We start from the raw sequence: 18581 nt of genomic DNA on the forward strand, positions 1-18581 counted from the left end.
CCCCTCGCGGCGGGCGCCGCTGGCCGCGCTCCGGTCCCTCTCGCCGCGGGGGCCGGTGCGGCCGGACCGCAGCTCCAGTCCCGCTCGAGCCGGGTCGTGGAGTCTCACCACCGTCGAGGCCCGTAGCCGGAAGGGAAGGTGGCCCTGTGGCAGCCGCTGAGATCCGTACCGACGTACCGCAGTTCCTACCGGTCGCCGGTCATCACGAACCCGCACCCTTCTATCTGACGGCCGACATGTTCGGCGGGGTCCCGGTGCAGGTCGCGGGCGGCCCGATCGACCATCTGGTGGGCCGTCCGGTCGCCGACCCGCACCGGCACGAGGTCGCCGAGATCTACTTCCTGGTCTCCCCCCGCCCCGGTGGCGCGCGTATCGAGGTGACGGTCGACGGGCGGACGCATCAGCTGTCCTCCCCGGCGCTGCTGCACGTGCCGGCCGGGGCCGAGCACCGTTTCGTCACCCTGGAGGCGGAGCCGGGCAGTTACTGCTTCGGCATCCTTCTGGGGGAAGCGGCATGACCACGGCGCCGGCCCGGGTCGCACCTGCCCGGCTGCACCTGAGCGAGAACGCCTACGGTCCCAGCCCGATGGCCGTGCGCGCGGCGCACGAGGCCCTCGATCCGGCTTCCGTCTACCCCGATCCGGGCCGTGCCGTGCCGGTGGCGGCGATCGCGGAACGGGTCGGCGTCGGGGAGGCCCAGGTGGCCGTCGCCAACGGCAGCGACGAACTGGTGCTGCTGAGCGCCCTCGCGCTGGGCGACCGCGGCCGGCCCGGGGTGACGTCGGCCGGGACGTTCCCCGGCTACCGCATCTGTCTGACGCAGGCCGGGCGTGGCTGTAGGGAGATCCCCCTGCGGGAGGCGCAAGCGGACGCCGAAGCGATCGCCGCCGCCATGGAGCAGGCGGGCATCGTCTACCTGTGCCACCCGCACAACCCGACCGGCGCCGTCCTCGACCGGGACCGGTTCGGCATGCTGGTGGAGCGGGCGGCGGTGACCGGCACGCCTTTGGTCGTCGACGAGGCGTACCTGGAGTTCGCCCCGGCGGGGACCCCGCAGGTGCGGGACTACCTGGGCAGCGGGGCGCCGCTTCTGTCGCTGCGCACGTTCTCCAAGGCGTACGGTCTGGCCGCGCTGCGGATCGGCTACGCGGTGGGCTCGCCCGATCTCGTCGCCGCGCTGCGCGCGGCCCAGGCCACCCTGCCGTTCAGCGTCAACACCGTCGCGCAGGCGGCCGCCGTGGCCGCGCTCGCCGACCGGCCCCACCTGGACGAGGTGCGCCGGCAGAACGCGCTGCGCCGCGCATGGTTCCGCGGCACGCTCCGCTCCCGCGGGCGTACGTCGCTGCCGTCGGCGACCAACTTCGTCGCCGTCGCGGTCCGCGACTCCGCCGCCGCGGAGCAGCGGCTTGCCGCGGAGCACGACATCCTCGTCCGCGACGCCGGACGGTTCGGCTTCGCCGGGCATCTGCGGGTCTCCCTGGGGCCCGTCGCCGATCTCACCCGGCTGCTGGACGCCCTCGACGTGATCGACCCGGTCCGGTGACCGGGCCCGCACCCGTACCGCCTTCACAGGAGCACCCCGTGACCCATGCAGTGATCGTCAACGCCCGGCAGCAGTACGCGGTGTGGCCCAGCGGCACCGGCCTGCCGGCGGGCTGGCAGGCCACCGGCTGGTCGGGGGGCGAGCAGGCCTGTCTGGACCGGATCGCCGAGCTGTGGACCGACGGCCGCCCCACTCCGGTGCGGCGGGCCGCCGCCGAGGACGCGCGGCGGCCCGCCGTGCAACTGCTGGCCACCGCACGGCTGTGGCTGCGTGAGGTGCTGCCCGAAGAGGCGCGGCAGATCGCCGCGGGCGCGGACGCCGGACTGAACTGGCTGGGCGGCGCGCCGAGCGAGCAGACCCGTGTCGCGGCCCGCATGCTCGACAGGGCGGCCGGTGCCGGCGCGCATGTGGCCGCCTGGGGCATGTATCTGCTGTTCCGGGCCGAGGACGCCCTGGTCGTCGGCGCGATGGGCTTCCACGGGCCGCCCTGCGACGGCAGCGTGGAGATCGGCTTCGACCTCGCCGAGCAGGCACGCGGCCACGGCTACGCCACCGAGGCGCTGGGCGAGCTGGCCCACTGGGCGCTGGGCCGGAGCGGGGTGAGCACGGTGGTCGCCACGACCACCGAGGACAACACCAAGTCCCAGCACGTCATGCGGCGGGTGGGCTTCGAGCTGCTGGACGGGCGCGACGCCGAGGGGCTGCTCGTCTTCCGGCTCTCCCGCTGAACCGTCTCCCCCGGCCCCTTCTTTGTGACGTTCCGACGAACCGCAGGCACAACACACCGAGGAGCATGGTGTCCCGTCCACTGAGCACCGGGTCCGTCACCGCGGACACCGCCGCCGAGCCCCTCCCCCAGCCGTACGCCTATGCCCGGCACGAGGCGGTCGAGCCCGACTGGCGCCGGTTCCCGGGCTGGCGGCACGTCACGGACGAGCAGTGGCGCGATCCGCAGTGGCAGCGCGCGCACTGCGTCAAGGGTGTGAAGGACCTGGCCCGGGTCGCCGGCGGCGGCCTGGACGAGGCGTTCTACGCCGATCTGGAGGCCGACCAGCGCGAGCACGCGACGATGCCCGTCCTGCTGACGCCGCACGTGCTGAACACGATGGCGCCGCACACGGCCGTTCGGACGGCCGCCTGGTACGAGGACCCGGTGCGCCGCTACATGCTGCCGCTGGCGTCCGACCGGCATCCGCTGTGGCCGAGTCATCCGCTGGCCTCCCGCGACTCGCTGCACGAGGCGGAGATGTGGGCGGTGGAGGGGCTCACCCACCGCTATCCGACGAAGGTCCTGGCCGAGCTGGTGACCACCTGCCCGCAGTACTGCGGGCACTGCACGCGGATGGATCTGGTGGGCACCTCCACGCCGCAGATCACCAAGTACCGCTTCGTGCTGCGTCCGGCCGACCGTCTGGACCGCATGATCGAGTATCTGCGGGCGACGCCGTCGGTGCGCGACGTCGTCGTCTCCGGCGGGGATGTGGCCAACGTGCCGTGGCCGCGCCTGGCGTCGTTCGTCGACCGGCTCCTCGAGCTGGACTCGGTGCGCGACATCCGGCTGGCCAGCAAGGGGCTGGTGGGCCTGCCGCAGCACTGGCTGGCCGGTCAGGTCCTCGACGGTGTCGCCGCGCTGTCCGCCAAGGCCCGGGAGCGCGGCGTGTCGCTGGCCCTGCACACGCACGCCAACGCCGCCCAGCAGATCACGCCGCTGGTCGCAGAGGCGTCGCGGGCGCTGCTCGGGGCCGGTCTGCGGGACGTGCGCAACCAGGGCGTGCTGCTGGACGGGGTCAACGCCACACCCGAGGCGCTGCTCGACCTGTGCTTCGCGCTGCTGGATTCGGCGCAGATCATGCCGTACTACTTCTACCTCTGCGACATGGTCCCCGGCGCCGAGCACTGGCGGCTGCCGCTGGAGCGCACCCAGGCGCTGCAGCGGTCGATCATGGGATATCTGCCCGGGTTCGCCACGCCGCGGCTGGTGTGCGACGTGCCGTACGTCGGCAAGCGGTGGGTGGACCAGGTGGACGCCTACGACCGTGAGCGCGGGATCTCGTCGTGGACGAAGAACTACCGTACGACGCTCGACCAGGACGACCCGACCGGTCTGGAGCGGGTGCACCACTACTACGACCCGGTGCACACGCTGCCCGAGAGCGGCCGGCAGTGGTGGACAAGCGCCAGTTCCCTGATCTGCGGGGCGTCGTGAACGGCCCCGGGGCGCAGGCCTGTTCGCCGCTGGGGCTGCACCGGGTGCGCGAACCGCGCGGGGTGCTGCCGCAGGCGGCGCTGCGGCTGGACACCGACCCGCGGCCGGCGGCGGACGAGGTCCGCGTCGCGGTGGAGTGCCTGAACCTCGACGCCGCGTCGCTGCGGCAGCTGCGCGAGAGGCACCACGGCGACGGTGACGCGGTACGGGCGTACGTGTGCGAACTGGTGCGTGAGCGGGGCAAGATGCACAACCCGGTGACCGGCTCCGGCGGCATGCTGATCGGCACCGTCGCCGCGTGCGGGCCCCGTTCGCCGCTGGGGCTGCGGGTGGGCGACCGGGTGGCCACGCTGGTGTCGCTGACGCTGACCCCGCTCGTGATCACCGACGGGCTGCGTGACTGGGACGGGCTGAGCGAACGGGTGCCGGCCCGCGGCCACGCGATCCTGTTCGGCCGGTCGATCGCCGCGCGGCTGCCCGGTGACCTGCCCGACCCGCTGGCCCTGTCGGTGCTGGACGTGTGCGGCGCGCCCGCGCTGACCGGCCGGGTCGTCGCCTCGTACGCGCGGCGCGGACGTGCCCCTTCGGTGCTGGTGCTCGGCGCGTCCGGCAAGTCCGGGTCGCTGTCGCTGGCGGCCGCCCGGCGGGCCGGGGCGGGGCGGGTGACCGGGGTGGTGCCGGATGCGGCCGAGGAGGCGGCGCTGAAGGCCGCCGGCCTCGCCGACACGGTGGTGCGGGCCGACGCCAGGGACGCTCTGGCCCTGCGCACGGCGCTGGAGCGGCACGGCGGTGAGGCCGATGTGACGGTCGTGTGCACCGATGTCGCCGGCTGCGAGCACGCGGCGATCCTGGCCACGGCGGACGGCGGCTCGGTGGTCTTCTTCTCGATGGCGACCTCCTTCAGCGCGGCGGCCCTCGGCGCGGAGGGCATGGCCCGCGACGTGACGATGCTGATCGGCAACGGCTACCAGCCCGGGCACCACACACTCGCGCTGGACCTGGTGCGCCAGGAGCCGGGCGTACGGGCCCTGTTCGACCGGACCTGCGGCCCCGCGCGGGCAGGGGCGGGGGCCGTGCGATGACCTCGGTGACGGCCCCGGTGCCGACGACCGCCGTGGCGGGGAAGCTGGGCCTCGACGCCCGCACGGTGGCCCGTGCCCGTGCGCTGGCGGCCCGCGCCGGCGGGCCGGTCGTCGAACTGGCCCGCACCCGCACCACCGTGTCGGTGGAGCGCGCCACGCTGCGGCTGGCCGGGCTGGACGGCGCGGACGCCGAAGGCATCCCGTGGGTGAACCGGCTCGTCGACGCGGTGGCCGACACCGTGGGCCTGGAGCACGGGGTGTGCCTGCCGGTGTGGGACGCGCTGCGCGGCGGCCGATACCGGGACCTGGCCGACCTGGCGGCCTGCGCGGCTGCCCGCACGGTGCGCTTCCGCCTCCCGGACGGGGCGGCCGCCGAGGCGGCGGCCGCCGAGGCACAAAGGGCGGTGGCCGGCGGGATCGGCGTCATCGACGCGCGGCGTGCGGAGCGGGAGCGGATGGCGGGACGGTGGGGAAATCCGCCCGCGCCGTGGATCTATCTGATCGTGGCGACCGGCGACATCCACGAGGACATCCGCCAGGCCCGGGCGGCGGCCCGCGGCGGCGCGGACGTCATCGCGGTGATCCGCTCGACGGGCCAGTCGCTGCTGGACTACGTCCCCCAGGGCGCCACCCGCGAAGGGTTCGCCGGCACGTACGCCACCCGGGAGAACTTCCGGCTGATGCGCGCCGCGCTGGACGAGGTGTCGGCCGAGGTGGGCCGCTACATCCGGCTGACGAACTACGCGTCCGGGCTGTGCATGCCGGAGATCGCGGCACTGGCGGGCCTGGAGCGGCTCGACATGATGCTCAACGACTCGATGTACGGGATCCTGTTCCGCGACATCAACCCGGTGCGCACCTTCGTCGACCAGCGGTTCTCCCGGCAGTTGCACGCACGGGCGGGCATCGTCATCAACACCGGCGAGGACAACTACCTCACCACTGCCGACGCGGTCGACGCCGCGCACACGGTGACCGCCAGTCAGCTGCTGAACGAGTACTTCGCCAAGGAGGCCGGGCTCGCCGACGGGCAGCTGGGGCTGGGGCACGCCTTCGAGATCGACCCGGAGCGGCCCGAGTCGTTCCGGCTGGAGCTGGCGCACGCCCTGCTGGCGCGTGAGGTGTTTCCCGACGCGCCGCTCAAGTGGATGCCGCCGACACGGCACATGAGTGGCGACGTGTTCCGCGGCTACCTCCTCAACGGCTTCTTCAACCTGGCCGGGGCGCTGACGGGGCAGAGCATCCTGCTGGTCGGGATGATGACCGAGGCCGTCGTCACGCCGCTGATCGCCGACCGCGACCTGGCGCTGCGCAATGTGCGCTACGTGCTCGGGGCGGCGGGTTCGCTGGCGGAGGACTTCCGTCCCGCCGCGGACGGGTTCATCGTCCGCCGCGCCCATCAGGTCCTCGACGAGGCCGTCGGACTGCTGGAGCGGATCTGCGACCGGGGCCTGCTGGAGGCCATCGGGCAGGGCACGTTCGGCGGGGTGCGGCGCCCGGCCGGGGGCGGGCGCGGCGCGGACGGCGTGGTGCCCCGCGCGCCCGGCTACCGCAATCCGGCCCTGGAACTCCTGGACCGACCGCACGAGACCGACCGCGACACGAGCGAGGCGACATGAGCATTCCGTTCCCGGCCGCCGGCGCGGTCCGGCCCTATGGCGACACCCCCGACGACGGCATGGTGCAGCTGTCGTTCACCCTGCCCCTGCCGCACGGTCCGCGCGCCGAGGGCGCGGCCCTCCAACTGGCCGGCCGTATGGGGATGGAGCGCCCGCTGCTGGTGCACAGCACCGCGGTGGGCGGTACCGACTTCAGTTTCTTCGTCGTCTACGGGGCCGTCACCCACGCGGTGGACCTGGCCGAGGTCACCGTGGCCGAGCGCGACTATCCGCTGCTGTCGGCCAAGGAGGCCGACCAGGTGGTGGCCGACCGGCTGGGCCGCCGGCTGGTGGTGATCGGTGCCTGCATCGGCACCGACGCGCACACCGTCGGCATCGACGCGATCCTCAACATCAAGGGCTTCGCGGGCGAGAAGGGCCTCGAGTACTACAAGCAGCTTCGGGTCATCAACCTGGGCGCGCAGGTCCCGGTCGGTGACCTGGTGCGCGCGGCTCGCGCCGAGCGGGCGGACGCCGTGCTGGTGTCCCAGGCCGTCACCCAGAGGGACGCCCACCTCACCAACGTGCGTGAGCTCAGCGCCGAGTTGCGGGCCGAGTTCGCCGACGACGAGCGGCCGCTGCTGGTGGTGGGCGGGCCCCGGTTCGACGCACGGTCGGCGCAGACGCTGGGCGCGGACCGCGTCTTCGGCCGCGGCACCACCCCGGGCGACGTCGCCAGCTACCTGGTGCACGCTCTGGCCGTCGCACCGCCGCGTGCCGCCGGCCCCGCCGGTCCCGAGGTTCCTGCCGTTCCTGCTCGTTCTGCGGGTTCCGCAGGTTCCGCAGGTTCCGCAGGTTCTGCTGTTCTCCAGGGCGTCGGTTGAACCGTCGACCCGCAACCGCCCCTTGAGGAGGGTCCTTTGAACGCCTACACCGGCGAAAATCCCGGTACACCGCCCGACCTCGACCGGCTCGCCGGCGACGTGGGCGCCCTGCTGGACGTCCTGGGCCTGACCGGGACCGCCGCCGAGCAGCCGGCCCACCGCATCGACACCCGCTTCGCCGCCACCGCCGCCCGCAACGCCGCCCGTACGGCGGCCGTGGACGCGGACGGCGACGTCACCTACCTCGAACTCGAGTGCCTCGCCGACGACATCGCCCGCCGCCTCGAGGGCCGCACCGGACCGGGCCGGCTGGTGGCCCTGCGGGTGGCCCGCAGCCGCTGGGCGCCCGCCGCCGTGATGGGCGTCCTGCGCTCCGGCGCCGCCTACCTGCCGGTCGATCCCGCCTACCCGGCCGCCCGCCAGGAGTACCTGCTCCACGACTCGGGCGCCGAACTGATCCTTTCCGACGGCGAACTGCTCGACGGCGAGACACCGCTCGCCAAGGCGGGCCCCTTCGTCCTCGCCACCCGCCCGGCCGCCCCGGCAGGTGAGAACGGCCCGTCCGGGCCGCCGCCGGTGCCCGAGGACACCGCCTACGTCATCTACACCTCCGGCTCCACCGGGGACCCCAAGGGCTGCATGGTCGGCCACGCCCAGGTGCTGGCCCTCCTCGACGCGGCCCTGCCGCTGCTCGAGGCCGGCCCTGAGGACGTGTGGACGCTGTTCCACTCGCTGAGCTTCGACTTCAGCGTCTGGGAGCTGTTCGGTCCGCTGCTGTCCGGCGGCCGGCTGGTCGTCGTCGACCGCGAAGCGGCCAGTGACCCGCTGGAGTTCGCCCGTCTGCTCGCGGACCGGGGCGTCACCGTCCTCAACCAGGTGCCCTCCGCGTTCGCGAACCTGACCGCGGAGGCCGTCGCGGAGGACCTGCGCCTGCCGGCGCTGCGCCGCGTCGTCTTCGGCGGCGAGGCGCTGGTGGCGGCCGACGTCGAACGCTGGTGGCAGGCCGGCATCGCGCCCGGTGCGCAGCTGGTCAACATGTACGGCATCACGGAGACCACCGTCCACGTCACCTACTGCCCGCTCACGCCGGACGTGCTCGTGGCCGCGGCCGCCGGACACACCCCGATCGGTGTGCCGCTGCCGCATCTGACTGTCTCTCTGCGCGACGGGGAGGGCCGGCCGGTGGCGCTGGGCGAGCCCGGTGAGGTCTGGGTCGGCGGCCCCGGGGTCGGCCACGGCTACCTCGGGCGGCCGGAGTTGACCGCCGACCGGTTCGTCGACACCGAACAGGGCCGCTTCTACCGCAGCGGCGACTGGGCCGCCGCCGGCCCCGACGGCCATCTGTACTACGCGGGCCGCCAGGACGGGCAGGTCAAGCTGCGCGGTTTCCGCATCGAGCTCGGCGAGATCGAGGCGGCACTGCGGCAGGTCGCGGGCGTGGCGGGCGCGGCCTGCCGGGTCGTCACCGACCGGCACGGCGGCCAGTCGCTCGCCGCGTACGTCGTCGCCGACCGCGCCGACGTGCCGGCGGCCACGGTCCGCGCGGCACTGGCCGCCCGCCTGCCCGCCCACATGGTCCCCCAGCAGGTGCGCCACCTGGACCGTCTCCCGGTGACCGCCCACGGCAAGCTCGACCGGGCCGCGCTGCCGGGGTAGGCGCGCGGCGGTCACCGGCCCGGCGGCTCCCCGGGTGTGCTCCGGGGCCATCAACCCCGATGAGCCCCTCACATGCGTGGAAGCCGTGCTCTCCGCGTCCGGTGCTTTGGCGATCCCGTCGAAGAGATCAGCGCCACCGCCGTGTGCGACTACTTCGTGGCGCCACTGCCGCTGCTGGACGGGGATTTGGCTGCGGATCCGCGCGGCTCAGCAACCCCGTCCGGCTCCGGCGCCGCCGGACCGACCGCGCTGGTGGCCAATCGGCGGGCAACGCGTCGGCATGCCTGTGCAAGTTGGGGCGGGTGGAGGTCGGTGAGTTCGGTGTCGAAGGTGGCGAGGATTCCGGCGACGCCGGCCCAGGACCAGGCTCCGAGGGTGAGCCGGCAGTGCTCGGTGTCGAGGTGTTCGACGACCGAGCCACCTGGTGCCCAGCGAGCGACGACGTCGGCCGGCAGGTGGAGTCGCGCGGTGCCGGTGCACGGCCAGGCGGCGACGGTGTCGCCGCGGTCGTGACTGCTCATGACGAAGCGGGCGAGGTCGTCGTGGGGGAGCTCGCGTGCGCTGAAGGGATGTGTCGTGGGGCGGGGGCGGAGCCGGTCGACACGGTGCACTCGCCACTGGTCGTCTTCGAGGTCGTAGGCGACCAGGTACCACCGGCCGGCCCAGACGACCAGATGGTGGGGCTCGATGCGGCGGGCGGGCAGGAAGTCGTCGTCGCCGGTTTCGGGGCGTGAGCCATCGGCACGGAGGGTTTCGGTGACGAGGACGTGGCGGTGGCGCACCGCGGCTCCCACGGCGGTGAGCGCGGTCGGGTCGATGGGGGGCGCCAGGAACTCCCAGTAGTTCTGCAGCCTGGTCAGACGTAGGGACTTCAGGGATGCCCGTAACGCCGCGGGCATGGCCTGTTCCAGGGTTGCCAGCGTCCGCGCCGCGTCGTCTCCCAGGCCGAGCACTGTGCTGGGCGCGGTCTGCAGGGCCACCGCGGCCGCGAGGGCCTGATCGTGGTCGAACACGAGTGGGGGGAGGGGGTGCCCTGCGTCGAGCCGGTATCCGCCATCGGGTCCGTGGACGGTGGTGATCGGGTATCCGAGCCGGCGCAGCGTCTCGATGTCCCGGCGGACGGTGCGCTCACTGGCTCCGAGCCTGCTGGCGAGTTCACGAAGTGGCCACAGTCGGCGCGATCCGAACAGGGACAGGAGCCGAAGTGCCCGTCGTGAGGTGTTCGCCATCGTCCCATCATGACCGGTAGTGGCCACTCGGTGTCCACTACCGGTGTCAGGGTGGGGCCCGTTGAGGCAAGCGGTGGCGGAAGAGGACGGTTCGGTATGCGTGTTGTGGTGGTCGGTGGTGGGATCGGCGGACTCGCGCTGGGGGCGGGATTGCGCCGCCGGGGGTACGAGGTGGCGGTGTTCGACCGCGACACCGACGTGGCGGCGACAGGCGGTTACCACATCACCCTGGACGAGCGGGCCCAATCGGCGCTGCGGGAGTTGGTGGCGCCGCAGATCATGCGGCGGCTGCTGGCATCGGCCTCGGCGCTGCGGCTGCGCGACCGCGAGGCGTTCTGGGACCGCCGCGGCCGGCTGCTCGGCCGCGGGCCGGATCTCAGCGGCGCTGCCGGCGTCGACATCGACCGGATCACCCTGCGCATGCTGTTGGCCGAGGCGGTCGGCGACGACCTGCATCTGGGGCGGACCGTGTCCGGCGTCGGCCAGGGCGACGACGGCGCGCCCCGAGTGCTGTTCACCGACGCCACAGCTGTCTCGGCGGATCTGGTGGTGGGCGCGGACGGTACCCACTCCCTGGTTGCCCAACACCTGGCGGGAGGCCCGACAAACAGCCCGGCGGGCATCATCGGGTTCTCCGGCCGCACGCTGCGCACCGACCTGGGTCCCAGTGAACAGCAACGGCTCGGACGACGATCAGGGCTGGCGATCGGCCCACGGGGGGCGGCACTCTACGTCGGCTTCCTCGACCCGGTCGGCAACGCCGCGCTCGACGCACCCGAACTGCGGATGTCCCTCACCACCGGCCCCACCTACATCTGGGGCGCCATGTTCCCCGAATCCGCCGCGACCGACTCCCTACGCGGCCTGCGCGACGGCGCGTTGCAGGCCGCGCTGGTGAGACGTTTTGGCGAGCGGGGCTGGGCCGAGCACACGCTGGAGGTCATCGCCCGCGCCGACCCGCACAGCCTGGCCGCGTACCGCTTCAACGCCGCCTCGACCCGAGCCACCGATCTCGCACCATGGCCCACAGGCCGCATCACCGCGCTCGGCGACGCCGTTCACGCCACACCGCCCACCGCCGGAATGGGCGCAGGCGCGGCCATCCGCGATGCTGCCGCCCTGCTTCAGCACCTGGGCGACGTCACTGACGGCGGTACCATGCTGACCGAGGCCGTGAACCGATTCGAGGCGGGCACGCGCCAGCGCGGCAGCGAGATCCTCACCCTGGCCATGAGAACGGTCCGCCTGGTCCTGGCCACCGACACCACACTCGGCGCCGCCGCTACCGCCGTGGCCACCCCGATCCTGGCCGCGGCAGCCCGGCTGCGCCATTGACGATCAGTGTCGGTGCAAGCCGCTCAAGTACCGGCTGAAGCCGTCTCCTGGGCCGAACGGACGCGACGCCGTTCGTCAGCTCGAGGGCACGGCCGGCGACCGCGGCAGCCTGTAGTACCGCTGCCTCGTGGGACGGTGTGCGAGCGCCCCTCGGGGAGGGCCGGGCCGGCGGCGGCGGCCCTCCCCTGCCTGTCGGTGTGGACGCCGACAGGCGTCAGTAGCGGTAGTGGTCCGGCTTGTACGGGCCGTCGACGTCGACGCCGATGTAGGCGGCCTGCTCCGGGCGCAGGGTGGTGAGCTTGACGCCGAGGGCGTCGAGGTGGAGCCGGGCGACCTTCTCGTCGAGGTGCTTGGGCAGCACGTAGACGTCGGTCGGGTACTCCTGCGGCTTGGTGAACAGCTCGATCTGCGCCAGGGTCTGGTCCGCGAACGAGTTGGACATCACGAAGGAGGGGTGGCCGGTCGCGTTGCCGAGGTTCAGCAGGCGCCCTTCGGACAGCACGATCAGGACCTTGCCGTCGGGGAAGGTCCAGGTGTGGACCTGCGGCTTGACCTCGTCCTTGACGATGCCGTCGATCGCGGCCAGGCCGGCCATGTCGATCTCGTTGTCGAAGTGGCCGATGTTGCCCACGATGGCCTGGTGCTTCATCCGGGCCATGTCCGAGGCCATGATGATGTCCTTGTTGCCGGTCGTGGTGATGAAGATGTCCGCGCTCTCCACCACCTCGTCCAGCGTGGTGACCTGGTAGCCGTCCATCGCCGCCTGCAGCGCGCAGATCGGGTCGATCTCGGTGATGATCACCCGGGCGCCCTGGCCGCGCAGCGACTCCGCGCAGCCCTTGCCCACGTCGCCGTAACCGCACACGACCGCCGTCTTGCCGCCGATCAGCACATCGGTGGCGCGGTTGATGCCGTCGATCAGCGAGTGCCGGCAGCCGTACTTGTTGTCGAACTTCGACTTCGTGACCGCGTCGTTCACGTTGATCGCCGGGAACAGCAGGGCGCCGTCGCGGTGCATCTCGTAGAGGCGGTGGACACCGGTGGTGGTCTCCTCCGTCACGCCGCGGATCTCCGCGGCGAGCCGGGGCCAGTCGAGGGTGGAGCGGTGCAGGAGTTCGAGGATGACGCGGTACTCGTCGTTGTCCGCGGTGGACGGGTCGGGGACCGCGCCGGCCTTGGTGAACTCGACGCCCTTGTGGACCAGGAGGGTGGCGTCGCCGCCGTCGTCGAGGATCATGTTGGGGCCTGCGTGGCCGGGCCAGGTCAGGGCCTGCTCGGTGCACCACCAGTACTCCTCCAGCGTCTCGCCCTTCCAGGCGAAGACCGGGATGCCCTGCGGGTTCTCCGGGGTGCCGTTCGGACCGACCGCGATGGCGGCGGCGGCATGGTCCTGGGTGGAGAAGATGTTGCAGGACACCCAGCGGACCTCGGCGCCGAGCGCGACGAGCGTCTCGATGAGGACGGCGGTCTGCACGGTCATGTGCAGGGAGCCGGTGACGCGGGCGCCGGCGAGCGGCTGGGCGTCGGCGTACTCCTTGCGGATCGACATCAGGCCGGGCATCTCGTGCTCGGCGAGGGTGATCTCCTTGCGGCCGAAGGCGGCGAGGGAAAGGTCCGCGACCTTGAAATCCGTGAAGTCAGCGGCCGGCTGCGAGGGCATGTGCACTCCTTGAGTTCTGGATGTTCTGGTGGATCTCGAGCGTCGCGGTGGAGCGGTTGAGGGTGATGTAGTGCAGTCCGGGGGCGCCTTCCGCGAGGAGGCGCTCGGCCATGGCGGTGGCGTACTCGACGCCGATGCGGTGGCCGTCGGCCCGGTTGTCGCGGGCCGCGTCGAGGCGGGCGGCGAGGTGGGCCGGGAAGGTGGCGCCGGACAGCTGGGCGAAGCGGGCGATCTGCTTCACGTCGGTGGCCGGCATGATCTCGGGGATGATCGGGGTGTCGCAGCCGGCGGCCGCGACCCGGTCCCTCAGGCGCAGGTAGTCCTCGGTGTGGAAGAACATCTGGGTGATGGCGTAGTCGGCGCCGGCCTTGCATTTGGCGACGAAGTGGCGGATGTCGTCGTCCCAGTCGGTGGAGCGGGGGTGGCGTTCGGGGAAGGCGGCGACGCCGACGCTGAAGTCGCCCGACCTGCGTACCAGGGAGACGAGTTCGTGGGCGTGGGTGAAGCCGTCGGGGTGCGGTGTCCAGGGGGCGTTCGGGTCGCCGGGCGGGTCGCCGCGCAGGGCGAGGACGTCGTGCACGCCGGCGTCCGCGTACTGGCCGATGATGTGGCGCAGTTCGGCGACCGAGTGGTCCACCGCGGTCAGGTGGGCGACGGGGCGCAGGGTGGTCTCGGCGGCGATGCGTTTGGTGACGGCGACGGTGCGGTCCCTGGAGGAGCCGCCGGCTCCGTAGGTGACGGACACGAACGTCGGCGCGAGGGGCTCGATGCGGCGGACGGCGTTCCACAGGGTGCGGGTGCCGGCCTCGGTCTTCGGCGGGAAGAACTCGAAGGAGAACGAGGGCCGGCCCGAGGCGAGAGCGTCGCGCAGGGTGCTCATGAGCGGCCTCCGGCGTTGAAGTAGCTCGCCTCGGGGTGGTGGACGACGATCGCGTCGGTGGACTGCTCGGGGTGGAGCTGGAACTCCTCGGACAGCTGTACGCCGATGCGTTCCGGTTCGAGGAGGGCGGCGATCTTGGCGCGGTCCTCGAGGTCGGGGCAGGCGGGGTAGCCGAGTGAGTAACGGCAGCCCTGGTACTCGGTGCGGAGCATGCCGTCGAGGCCGGTGGGGTCGCTGCCGGCCAAGCCCAGTTCGGCGCGCACCCGGGCATGCCAGTACTCGGCCAGTGCCTCCGCGAGCTGGACGGACAGGCCGTGCAGTTCGAGGTAGTCGCGGTAGGAGTTGGCCTCGAACAGCTTGGCGGTCTCCTCGCCGATGCGGGAGCCGACGGTGACGACCTGGAGGGCGACGACGTCGGTCTCGCCGGACTCCTCGGGGCGGAAGAAGTCGGCCAGGCACAGGTAACGGCCGCGGCTCTGGCGGGGGAAGGTGAAGCGGGTGCGTTCGGAGCCGTCGTCGCCGAGGATGATCAGGTCGTCGCCCTTGGACACGCAGGGGAAGTAGCCGTGGACGACGGCCGCTTCGAGGAGGTTGTCGGTCTGCAGCCGCTCGAGCAGGCCGCGCAGCCGCGGGCGGCCCTCGGACTCCACCAGTTCCTCGTAGGTGGGGCCGGTGCCGCGGGCGGCCTTCAGGCCCCACTGGCCCTTGAAGAGGGCGCCCTCGTCGAGCCAGGAGGCGTAGTCCCCCAGCGGGATGCCCTTGACGACCCGGGTGCCCCGGAAGGGCGGGGTGGGGACGGGGTTGTCGGTGGCGACGTCGGAGCGGGTGGGCCGCTCCGGGGGGCGTTCGTCGACGATCGTGGTCGTGGCCTTGACGCGGCGCTGCTTGAGTTCGGGCAGGGCCGCGCCGGGGACACCCCGCTTGATGCCGATGAGGGCGTCCATCAGGCGCAGGCCCTCGAACGCGTCGCGGGCGTAGCGGACTTCGCCGTCGTAGATCTCGTGGAGATCCTGCTCGACGTAGGCGCGGGTGAGGGCGGCGCCGCCGAGGATGACCGGGTAGTCGGCGGCCATGCCCCGCTGGTTGAGCTCCTGGAGGTTCTCCTTCATGATCACCGTGGACTTGACCAGCAGGCCCGACATGCCGATCACGTCGGCCCTGTGCTCCTTGGCCGCGTCGAGGATCGCGGAGACGGGCTGCTTGATACCCAGGTTGACCACGTTGTAGCCGTTGTTGGACAGGATGATGTCCACGAGGTTCTTGCCGATGTCGTGGACGTCGCCGCGGACGGTGGCCAGCACGATCGTGCCCTTGCCCTCGGCATCGGACTTCTCCATGTGCGGCTCGAGGTGCGCCACCGCGTTCTTCATGACCTCGGCGGACTGGAGCACGAACGGCAGCTGCATCTGCCCGGAGCCGAACAGCTCGCCGACGACCTTCATGCCGTCCAGCAGCGTGTCGTTGACGATGTCGAGCGCCGGGCGGTCCTTCAGCGCCTCGTCGAGGTCTGTCCCGAGTCCGTTCTTCTCGCCGTCGATGATCCGCCGCTTGAGGCGCTCCTCCAGCGGCAGCGCGGCCAGTTCGTCGGCCTTGCCGGCCTTCATGGAGGTGGTGTCGACGCCGTCGAAGAGTTCGAGGAATCTCTGCAGCGGGTCGTATCCGTCGCGGCGCCGGTCGTGGATGAGATCCAGGGCGGTGGTGACCTGCTCCTCGTCGAGGCGGGCGATGGGAAGGATCTTGGAGGCGTGGACGATCGCCGAGTCCAGGCCGGCCTTGACGCACTCGTCGAGGAAGACCGAGTTGAGGACGATCCGGGCGGCCGGGTTGAGGCCGAAGGAGATGTTCGACAGGCCGAGTGTGGTCTGCACGTCGGGGTGACGGCTCTTCAGCTCCCGGATGGCCTCGATGGTGTTGAGGCCGTCCTTGCGGGACTCCTCCTGCCCGGTGCAGATGGTGAAGGTGAGCGTGTCGATGAGGATGTCCGACTCGTGGATGCCCCAGTTTCCGGTCAGGTCGGCGATCAGCCGCTCGGCGACGGCGACCTTGTGCTCCACCGAGCGGGCCTGGCCCTCCTCGTCGATGGTGAGGGCCATGAGCGCGGCGCCGTGTTCGCGGGCGAGGGCGGCGACCTTGGCGAAGCGGGAGTCGGGGCCGTCGCCGTCCTCGTAGTTGACGGAGTTGATGACGGCCCGGCCACCGAGTTTCTCCAGGCCGGCGCGCAGGACGTCGACCTCGGTGGAGTCGAGGACGATCGGCAGGGTGGAGGCGGTCGCGAAGCGTCCGGCGAGTTCGGCCATGTCGGCGACGCCGTCGCGGCCCACGTAGTCGACGCACAGGTCGAGCAGGTGGGCGCCCTCGCGGATCTGGTCGCGGGCCATCTCCACGCAGTCGTCCCAGCGGCCCTCGAGCATCGCGTTCCGGAACTTCCTGGACCCGTTGGCGTTGGTGCGTTCGCCGATCGCGAGGTAGGAGGTGTCCTGGCGGAAGGGGACGCTCTGGTAGAGGGAGGCGGCGCCCGGCTCCGGCCTCGGTTCGCGGGCGGGCGGGGTGGTGCCGCGGACCCGTTCGACGATGCGGCGCAGGTGCTCCGGGGTGGTGCCGCAGCAGCCGCCGACCAGGGAGAGGCCGTAGTCGGCGACGAACTGCTCCTGCGCGTCGGCGAGTTCGGCGGGTGTCAGGGGGTAGTGGGCGCCGTCCTTGCCGAGGACGGGCAGTCCGGCGTTGGGCATGCAGGACAGCGGGATACGGGAGTGGCGGGCGAGGTGGCGCAAATGCTCACTCATCTCGGCCGGGCCGGTGGCGCAGTTGAGGCCGATCATGTCGATGCCGAGCGGCTCGAGCGCGGTGAGCGCGGCGCCGATCTCGGAGCCGAGCAGCATGGTGCCGGTCGTCTCGACCGTCACCGAGCAGATCAGCGGCGGGCGGCTGCCGGTGGCGTCCATGGCGCGGCGGGCGCCGATGATCGCGGCCTTGGTCTGGAGCAGGTCCTGCGTCGTCTCCACCAGCAGTGCGTCCGCGCCGCCGGCGATGAGTCCTTCGGCGTTCGCCTGGTAGGCGTCGCGGAGCAGGGTGTAGGGGGCGTGGCCGAGGGTGGGGAGCTTGGTGCCGGGGCCCATCGAGCCCAGCACCCAGCGCTGTTCGCCGGTGGAGGCGGTGTACGCGTCGGCCACCTCGCGGGCGATCCGGGCGCCCGCCTCGGACAGTTCGTGGACACGCTCGGGGATGTCGTACTCCCCCAGGGCCGCGTGGTTGGCGCCGAAGGTGTTGGTCTCCACGCAGTCGACGCCGACGTCGAAGTAGGCCTCGTGGACGGAGCGGACGATGTCGGGGCGGGTGATGTTGAGGACCTCGTTGCAGCCCTCGAGGTTCTGGAAGTCCTCGAGGGTGGGGTCCTGGGCCTGGAGCATGGTGCCCATGGCGCCGTCGGCGACCACCACGCGGGTGGCGAGGGCTTCGCGCAGGGCCTCGATGCGCCGGGCGTCGGTACGGGTGGTGGTCATGGGCGCTCCCCCAGTGCCGGTGCCAGCGCGGCGGCCGCGGTGGGGCCGTAGGCGCGTTCGGCGGTGGCCAGCAGGCGGGCCGGGTCGGCGTGGTAGGACTGCGAGCCGACCGCGCCGAGGGCCTCTGCCGCCACGACGCAGCCGAGGTGGGCGGCGCCGGTGAGGTCCAGGCCGCGGGCGGTGCCGGCGAGGAACCCGGCCCGGAAGGCGTCGCCGACGCCGGTGGGGTCGGTGGCGGGCGCGTCGGGCACGGCGGCGACGGTCAGGGGTTCGTGGCCGGCGCGGTCGATGCGGACGCCGGCGCCTGCGAGGGTGGTGATCCAGGCGCCGACCTTGGCGAGGACGTCGGCATGTTCCCAGCCGGTGCGTTCCAGCAGCAGGGCGGCCTCGTACTCGTTGGTGAACAGCCAGTGGGCGCCGTCGACGAGGTCGCGTACCTCGCTGCCTTCCAGGCGGGCGAGCTGCTGGGAGGGGTCGGCGGCGAACGGCAGGCCCAGCTCGCGGCATTCCGCCGTGTGGCGCAGCATCGCGGCCGGGTCGTTGGGGCAGACCAGGACGAGGTCGGGGCGGGCGCCGGTGGTGGTCAGGTGCCACAGGTCGATGTCGCGGGCCTCTTGCATGGCGCCCGCGTAGAAGGAAGCGATCTGGTTGGCGTCCTGGTCGGTGATGCACATGAACCGGGCGGTCTGGTGCTCGGTGGAGACCAGGACGGGGCCGGTGTCGACGCCGTGTTCCTTGAGCCAGACCTCGTACTCGGCGAAGTCGCCGCCCACGGCGCCCACCAGCAGGGGGGTGAGGCCGAGGCTGCCGAGGCCGAAGGCGACGTTGGCCGCCACTCCGCCCCGGCGCACCTCGAGGTTGTCGACCAGGAAGGAGAGCGAGACATGAGCGAGCTGGTCGGGGATCAGCTGATCCGCGAACCGGCCGGGGAAGACCATCAGATGGTCGGTGGCGATGGAACCGGTGACAGCGATGCGCACGTCAGGATCTCCTCACAGGTCGGGCGGG

At 72.4% G+C, this 18581-nt stretch carries 14 protein-coding genes; 9 read left to right on the forward strand and 5 right to left on the reverse strand.

The window, feature by feature from the left end; translation table 11 throughout:
- The first annotated feature begins 146 nt into the window (after nucleotides 1-146).
- From MDN94_RS31140 to MDN94_RS31175, 8 genes are all read left to right on the forward strand, one after another.
- A complete protein-coding gene (locus tag MDN94_RS31140; protein WP_441267603.1) occupies nucleotides 147-518 on the forward strand; it encodes a cupin domain-containing protein in 372 nt (123 codons plus the stop codon).
- The gene (locus MDN94_RS31145) at nucleotides 515-1543 is read left to right on the forward strand and encodes a pyridoxal phosphate-dependent aminotransferase (protein ID WP_482729203.1); all 1029 of its coding nucleotides are present in this window, start codon (nucleotides 515-517) and stop codon (nucleotides 1541-1543) included. The genes MDN94_RS31140 and MDN94_RS31145 overlap by 4 nt, the downstream gene beginning before the upstream one ends.
- Nucleotides 1540-2271, forward strand: a complete 732-nt coding sequence (locus MDN94_RS31150; RefSeq protein WP_482729204.1) for a GNAT family N-acetyltransferase — start codon at nucleotides 1540-1542, stop codon at nucleotides 2269-2271. The genes MDN94_RS31145 and MDN94_RS31150 overlap by 4 nt, the downstream gene beginning before the upstream one ends.
- A 65-nt stretch (nucleotides 2272-2336) precedes the next feature.
- On the forward strand, nucleotides 2337-3749 hold the full coding sequence (locus MDN94_RS31155) for a KamA family radical SAM protein (RefSeq protein WP_482729205.1): 1413 nt from the start codon (nucleotides 2337-2339) through the stop codon (nucleotides 3747-3749).
- Entirely contained in the window at nucleotides 3707-4831 is a 1125-nt protein-coding gene (kdd, locus tag MDN94_RS31160) for an L-erythro-3,5-diaminohexanoate dehydrogenase (RefSeq protein ID WP_482729206.1), read from the forward strand. The genes MDN94_RS31155 and kdd overlap by 43 nt, the downstream gene beginning before the upstream one ends.
- The gene (gene kamD / locus MDN94_RS31165) at nucleotides 4828-6450 is read left to right on the forward strand and encodes a lysine 5,6-aminomutase subunit alpha (protein WP_482729207.1); all 1623 of its coding nucleotides are present in this window, start codon (nucleotides 4828-4830) and stop codon (nucleotides 6448-6450) included. The genes kdd and kamD overlap by 4 nt, the downstream gene beginning before the upstream one ends.
- Nucleotides 6447-7313, forward strand: a complete 867-nt coding sequence (gene kamE / locus MDN94_RS31170) for a lysine 5,6-aminomutase subunit beta (protein WP_482729208.1) — start codon at nucleotides 6447-6449, stop codon at nucleotides 7311-7313. Before kamD ends, kamE begins: the two co-directional genes overlap by 4 nt.
- Before the next feature lie 36 nt (nucleotides 7314-7349).
- Nucleotides 7350-8969 (forward strand): amino acid adenylation domain-containing protein, encoded by a 1620-nt coding sequence (locus MDN94_RS31175; protein ID WP_482729209.1) that lies wholly within the window; start codon nucleotides 7350-7352, stop codon nucleotides 8967-8969.
- Between the two features lie 149 nt (nucleotides 8970-9118).
- Here the strand turns inward: MDN94_RS31175 and MDN94_RS31180 are convergent, their stop codons facing one another.
- Entirely contained in the window at nucleotides 9119-10198 is a 1080-nt protein-coding gene (locus MDN94_RS31180; RefSeq protein WP_482729210.1) for a helix-turn-helix transcriptional regulator, read from the reverse strand.
- Between the two features lie 96 nt (nucleotides 10199-10294).
- Here MDN94_RS31180 and MDN94_RS31185 point away from each other — a divergent pair, with 96 nt between their 5' ends.
- A complete protein-coding gene (locus MDN94_RS31185) occupies nucleotides 10295-11533 on the forward strand; it encodes an FAD-dependent oxidoreductase (RefSeq protein ID WP_482729211.1) in 1239 nt (412 codons plus the stop codon).
- A 214-nt stretch (nucleotides 11534-11747) separates the two neighbouring features.
- On the opposite strand, the gene ahcY is transcribed toward MDN94_RS31185, so the two are convergent.
- From ahcY to MDN94_RS31205, 4 genes are read right to left on the reverse strand one after another with little or no spacing between them, the layout of a single operon-like run.
- A complete protein-coding gene (gene ahcY / locus MDN94_RS31190) occupies nucleotides 11748-13193 on the reverse strand; it encodes an adenosylhomocysteinase (RefSeq protein WP_482729212.1) in 1446 nt (481 codons plus the stop codon).
- On the reverse strand, nucleotides 13171-14073 hold the full coding sequence (metF, locus tag MDN94_RS31195; RefSeq protein WP_441267636.1) for a methylenetetrahydrofolate reductase [NAD(P)H]: 903 nt from the start codon (nucleotides 14071-14073) through the stop codon (nucleotides 13171-13173). Before metF ends, ahcY begins: the two co-directional genes overlap by 23 nt.
- Complete coding sequence (gene metH / locus MDN94_RS31200) at nucleotides 14070-17573, reverse strand: methionine synthase (protein WP_482729213.1); 3504 nt, start codon at nucleotides 17571-17573, stop codon at nucleotides 14070-14072. The genes metF and metH overlap by 4 nt, the downstream gene beginning before the upstream one ends.
- Nucleotides 17570-18553 (reverse strand): carbohydrate kinase family protein, encoded by a 984-nt coding sequence (locus tag MDN94_RS31205; protein WP_482729214.1) that lies wholly within the window; start codon nucleotides 18551-18553, stop codon nucleotides 17570-17572. The genes metH and MDN94_RS31205 overlap by 4 nt, the downstream gene beginning before the upstream one ends.
- Nucleotides 18554-18581 lie beyond the last annotated feature (28 nt).

The organism is Streptomyces sp. WAC00040 (assembly GCF_056835925.1).

Excerpts from the sequence above, each read along its gene's own strand:
- MDN94_RS31145 (WP_482729203.1), top strand. The coding sequence starts at position 515 with ATGACCACGGCGCCGGCCCGGGTCGCACCTGCCCGGCTGCACCTGAGC.
- MDN94_RS31155 (WP_482729205.1), top strand. The coding sequence starts at position 2,337 with ATGGTGTCCCGTCCACTGAGCACCGGGTCCGTCACCGCGGACACCGCC.
- kamD (WP_482729207.1), top strand. The coding sequence starts at position 4,828 with ATGACCTCGGTGACGGCCCCGGTGCCGACGACCGCCGTGGCGGGGAAG.
- kamE (WP_482729208.1), top strand. The coding sequence starts at position 6,447 with ATGAGCATTCCGTTCCCGGCCGCCGGCGCGGTCCGGCCCTATGGCGAC.
- MDN94_RS31180 (WP_482729210.1), bottom strand. The coding sequence starts at position 10,198 with ATGGCGAACACCTCACGACGGGCACTTCGGCTCCTGTCCCTGTTCGGA.
- MDN94_RS31185 (WP_482729211.1), top strand. The coding sequence starts at position 10,295 with ATGCGTGTTGTGGTGGTCGGTGGTGGGATCGGCGGACTCGCGCTGGGG.
- ahcY (WP_482729212.1), bottom strand. The coding sequence starts at position 13,193 with ATGCCCTCGCAGCCGGCCGCTGACTTCACGGATTTCAAGGTCGCGGAC.
- metF (WP_441267636.1), bottom strand. The coding sequence starts at position 14,073 with ATGAGCACCCTGCGCGACGCTCTCGCCTCGGGCCGGCCCTCGTTCTCC.
- metH (WP_482729213.1), bottom strand. The coding sequence starts at position 17,573 with ATGACCACCACCCGTACCGACGCCCGGCGCATCGAGGCCCTGCGCGAA.